Source organism: Campylobacter sp. BCW_6468, assembly GCF_001762865.1.
Taxonomy (GTDB): Bacteria; Campylobacterota; Campylobacteria; order Campylobacterales; family Campylobacteraceae; genus Campylobacter_D; species Campylobacter_D jejuni.
Map to the genome: position 1 here is coordinate 1 of NZ_MJXQ01000013.1, position 5,230 is coordinate 5,230.

Consider the following 5,230-nt stretch of genomic DNA (forward strand, 5'->3'; position numbering starts at 1 on the left):
ATAAATCCAATCGGTATTTACCGATTGGATTTATTAAGAACAAATCAAATTAAGTTAAACGAAACTCCAGGAGCTTCCTATCAAGACAATGGTTTATGGTTTCAAATTTTTGCTCTTGCTAAAAGTATTTATTTTATTAATGAAGCATTTTATATGCTTAGAAGAGATAATCCTAATTCATCCGTAAAAAGCAAAGAAAAAGTATATTGTGCATGTGAAGAATATGATTTTATTCGAGATTTTTTAAAAAAACATCCTGATCTTGAAAAAACACTTGCTCCAATATGTGCTTTGCATCGTTTTGGAAATTATATGTTTACTTTAGAAAGAATCGATGAAAGATATAAGTTGGATTTTTTAAAAAGATTTTCGCAAGATTTTCGCAAGATTTTAAAAGATAAAGAGCTTGATGAGAATTTATTCGGGGATGGTGATATGAAAATAATTTATTCTATAGTTGAAAACCCAGAAAATTATTATTTTCTCTATATGGGGTATTGTAATGATATGTTTGGTAAGTTATATTTTGGTGCCTCTGAAAGGATTAAATGGCAATTATCTTATAGAATAGGTAAACTTTTGATTGATCTTAAAAATCCAGTACAAATCTTGAAATTTCCATTTAAATTGTTTTTGGAGATTAAACAATTTAAATTTGAACAAAAAATTTATAAAACTACAATTAAATTTTATCCAAATTTACAGCTTCCCCCTCTAGAGGAATATTCTGATTATGAACAGGCATTGAAAACTAAAAAACATTTAAGCTATATTTTAGGAAAATCTTTTATCAATAATCCTATTTTATTTATTTTTAAAATTAAAAAAATATATAAGCAATATAAAAAAGATATAAGTAGCTCAAAAAAAAATATTAAGGAATTAAGTGATTATGACTTTTTATTAAATAGACATAAACAAATTTTTGATTATACTCCAGACTTTAAATGTCCTGTTACATTTAATGAAAAATTAATATATAGAATTTTATATGATAGAAGTTGTATATATTCTTTTCTTGCAGATAAAATTAAGATGAGATTTTATGTAGCTAGCGCTTTGTCTGATAATCATGAATATAGTTGGGATAAAATCGATATATTAAATGAAAAATCTATTTTATTTAATAATATAGACGATTTACAAGATAAAATTTTTGAAACCAATAAATGCAAATATCTTCCAAAAATATATGGGATATATAAAAATATATATGATATTAATTTCAACGAATTACCTAATTCTTTTGTTTTAAAAACTAATCATGATTGTGGAGGTTATGTTATAGTTGAAAATAAACAAGAATTTTTACGAGATACTGTTGTTTTTTCAAATGCTATGAAAAAATTAAAAAAACATTTGGAATGGAATTATTATAGTGTATTTAGAGAATGGCATTATAAGGATATAGAGCCTAGAGTCTTTGCAGAAGAATTATTGTTGGGAGAAAATAAGAAACCAGCAGATACATATAAATTTCATATTTTTGACAAAGAAAATTTATCTAACAATTTTATACAAGTTACAACAGACAGATTTGATAATTATCAAAGGGCTATGTTTGATTTATCATGGAATTTAGCACCTTTTAATTTTATGTATGATAATAAAAATGTTACAATGATTCCTAAAAAACCTAATCTTTTGGATTCTATGATAAATATTTCTTTGATTCTTGCAAAACCTTTTGATTATGTTAGAGTCGATTTATATCAGTTTGATAAGAAAATTTATATTGGGGAATTAACTTTTACTCATGGTGCAGCTGGTGAAAAAGTTATTCCTAAAGAGTGGGATAAGAAATTGGGGGATTTGTGGCGTTTGAAAAGGTTGGATAATGCAAGCAAATAAAAATATTCAAAAACTTACTCCTTATTTATCTATTCCACACAAAATATGGAATTCGAGTCAATCAAATATTTTGAAACTTGATTGGAATGAGGCTACGATTCCGCCATCTCCTTATGTTATAGAAAGCATTAAAAAATTTTTAGTTAATGGAAATTTAAACTGGTATCCGAATACAAAAAATTTATATTTATTGGATAAAATAGCAGAATATACCAAACAGATAAATAGTTCTTTTGTTGAGTTGTTTGAAGGATCCGATTCTGCTCATGAATGCATCATCGATGTGTTTTTAGATAAATGTGATAAAATCGGAATTGTTTCCCCTACTTATGATAATTTTAGATCTAGAGCTAATGGGGTAGGTATTGAAACTATTTCATTTACACTTGATGATAATTTTAATTTAGATTTTGATAGTTTAGAATATTTTATACATGAAAAGAGAATAAAACTTTTATATTTATGTAATCCGAATAATCCAACCGGGAAATCTTATAATATTCAAAAAATTAAGTCTCTAATTATTAATAATCCTAATGTAATGTTTATTATTGATGAAGCCTATTATGAATTTACTAGCCAGAGTGTATGTGATTTGGTTGAACAATGTAATAATTTAATTATAACTCGAACATTTTCTAAGGCTTTTGCATTGGCGAGTTTTAGGATAGGATATATAATTTCACATCCAGAAAATATAGAATCAATAAATAAATTAAGAAATCCAAAAAGTGTTCCTATGCTATCTCAAATTGCAGCTAATGCAGCATTGGAGGATTTACAATATATGAGAGATTATGTAGATGAAGTGAGTTGTGCTAGGATGGAATTTGTGAAATTTTTGAATACCTTAACTACTGGCGGGGGGGGGATATTCAATGATTCTGTAGCAAATTTCGTTTTGATTCAAAATGAGAATATATCTCTTTTTGTAGGGTTTTTGGAAAAAGAGGGTATTTTTATTCGCAACTATTCTCATCTTATTTCTAAAAATTGTCGTATTAGTATAGGTACAAGAAATCAAATGAGTTATGTTGCTGAAAAAATACAAGAATTTGCTAAAAAACAAGGAGGTTTTCACCTTGTTTGATGCAATTATAGTAAGAATTATTTTTACTTTTGTATTCTTCAAGGATTTGATGTTGATAAAACTTAATGATTATGAAAAAAATATTACGCAAAAGATAAAAGATTTGAAAAATGCTTCTGGTAGTCATAGTCCGAGTATTTTTACCATGGCTGAGCAAATACCGGAATTAAATATAAAAATTGATTCTTGTTTTTTATCTAATCCCTATGCGACAGCTCTTTTTTTAAGATATTTAAAAGAGGAGTTAATAGATGGTCAAAAACTAAGGTCAGTTTTGGAATTTTATCCTTCTCAAAATAATATAATTGCCAAAACTGTTGCAGATTTTATAGGAATTGATCCTAAAAATGTTTTTATTGGAAATGGTGCTATAGAGATTATTCAAGCTGTAATGCATAATTTTGTAGGTAAAAAGATCATTGTTAATATTCCTACTTTTTCATCTTATTATGAATTTGCTAAGTCTGAAACAAATGTTGTTTATTATCAACTTTCTAAAGAAGATAATTATAACTTGAATATAGAACACTATCTTAACTTTGTTAAAAATGAAAATCCAGATAGTGTAGTTTTAATAAATCCTAATAATCCGGATGGAGGATATATTAACTATGAGAAATTAAGATACATTTTAAGTGAATTGAAATATGTTAAAAATATTATTATTGATGAGTCCTTTATTCATTTTGCTTATGAAAATAAGGATTATAATGGGATTAATATTGAGTATCTTTTTAAAGAATTTCATAATACTATTATTATCAAAAGTATGTCTAAAGATTTTGGCGTAGCAGGGATTAGAATAGGTTATGCAATTATGTCAGAAGATAAGATAAGAGGTTTATTGAAAAATGGATATTTGTGGAATTCTTCGGGACTTAGTGAATATTTTTTAAGATTATATGTAAGAAAAAACTTTTTTGATGAATATGACAAGGTTAGAAGGGAATATATACAAGAAACTCAGACTTTTTTTAGAAAGTTAAGTGGAATTAAACAATTTAAGGTTTATCCTAGTATGGCTAATTTTGCTCTTGTGGAGCTTTTGGATGGTAGTTCTAGTACAGATTTTGTTGCTAAAATGCTGATTAAATATGGTATTTATATGAGAACTTGCAATGATAAGATAGGTTTAGAAGGAGAATTTATTAGAATTGCAAGTCGAACTTTAGAGGAGAATGATATGGTATTAAAATCAATTTGTGATGTTTTTAAGGAATAAAATATGTCTAAGGAAATTTTGGCCTTATTTGATTTTTGTGAAACTTTAACTAATTTTCAAACGCTTGATAGATATTTGCCTTTAGCTGGATCTAAAAATATTAATTATACGCAAAGTAAAAATTTAGCAAGAAGAGAAAGGTTTCAAAGAGAAAACCTTCCTTATCCTCGTTATGAATGGTTAATTGATCTCGATGTTGATTTGGCAGAAGAAATTGCTCAAGAGTTTGTTTATACTGATGTGATGGCAAATCTTAATCAAAATGTTATGGATAGACTTTTTTGGCATCAAGATGAAGGCCACACAATCGTTATAGTATCAGGTGGTCTTACGATTTATATTAAAGAATTTGCTAGAATTTATAATATTGAGAATATTGTGGCCGTAGATCTTGAAATTTATAAGAATAAATTAACTGGAAATATAGATGGAATTCATACCATGCAAGAAAGAAAACTTTACAAATTAGCTCAAAAATTTAACTTAAAACAATTTGATTTAAAAAATTCTTATGCGTATAGTGATTGTGTAAGCGATATACCTTTATTATCATTAGTTGGAAATCCAAATGTTATTGAATGTGGTAAAGATTTACAATGGGCTAGAATTTTAGGTTTTAATATTTTGTTGAAGTATTAAACTATAAAGTATTATTTTGTAAAAATGAGTTAAAAAATAAGCAAGGATGAAATGATGAATTATAATACTCCAAAAGTTTCTATTGTTGTACCTTCATTAAATTCTATATCATATATAAGAGAATGTATTGATAGTATATTAAATCAAACTTTAAAAGATATTGAGATACTTTGTATTGATGCAAATTCAACTGATGGAACTTTAGAAGTTTTAAAAAACTATGAAAAAAAAGATAAGAGGCTTAGGGTAATAATATCAGATAAGAAAAGTTATGGTTATCAAATGAATCTTGGTATAAAAGAGGCAAAGGGAGAATATCTTGGTATAGTTGAAAGTGATGATTATATTAAAACAAATATGTATGAAAGACTTTATGAAATTGCTAAAAAGAATGATTGTGAAGTTGTTAAAGGGGATTTTTATATATT

The 5,230-nt window shown here is 26.2% G+C and carries 5 protein-coding genes; all 5 read left to right on the forward strand.

The genetic code is table 11. The features are described 5' to 3' along the window. Window positions 1–1,851 (forward strand): ATP-grasp fold amidoligase family protein (locus AJ889_RS09525; RefSeq protein WP_040977641.1); only part of this gene is annotated, 1,851 nt, incomplete at its 5' end. Continuing rightward, window positions 1,838–2,941 (forward strand): dihydroxyacetone phosphate transaminase, encoded by a 1,104-nt coding sequence (locus tag AJ889_RS00860; RefSeq protein ID WP_002858082.1) that lies wholly within the window; start codon window positions 1,838–1,840, stop codon window positions 2,939–2,941. The genes AJ889_RS09525 and AJ889_RS00860, both read left to right, overlap by 14 nt. Window positions 2,942–2,990: 49 nt before the next feature. Then, window positions 2,991–4,163, forward strand: coding sequence for an L-serine phosphate decarboxylase (locus AJ889_RS00865; protein ID WP_050552753.1), 1,173 nt, complete (start codon window positions 2,991–2,993; stop codon window positions 4,161–4,163). Between the two features lie 3 nt (window positions 4,164–4,166). After that, window positions 4,167–4,802, forward strand: a complete 636-nt coding sequence (locus AJ889_RS00870; RefSeq protein ID WP_002857947.1) for an HAD-IB family hydrolase — start codon at window positions 4,167–4,169, stop codon at window positions 4,800–4,802. A gap of 51 nt (window positions 4,803–4,853) precedes the next feature. Next, on the forward strand, window positions 4,854–5,230 hold a 377-nt coding region (locus AJ889_RS00875), incomplete at its 3' end, for a glycosyltransferase family 2 protein (RefSeq protein ID WP_032588396.1).

Coding starts and splice junctions, on each gene's coding strand:
- AJ889_RS00860 (WP_002858082.1), top strand. CDS start 1,838: ATGCAAGCAAATAAAAATATTCAAAAACTTACTCCTTATTTATCTATT.
- AJ889_RS00865 (WP_050552753.1), top strand. CDS start 2,991: ATGTTGATAAAACTTAATGATTATGAAAAAAATATTACGCAAAAGATA.
- AJ889_RS00870 (WP_002857947.1), top strand. CDS start 4,167: ATGTCTAAGGAAATTTTGGCCTTATTTGATTTTTGTGAAACTTTAACT.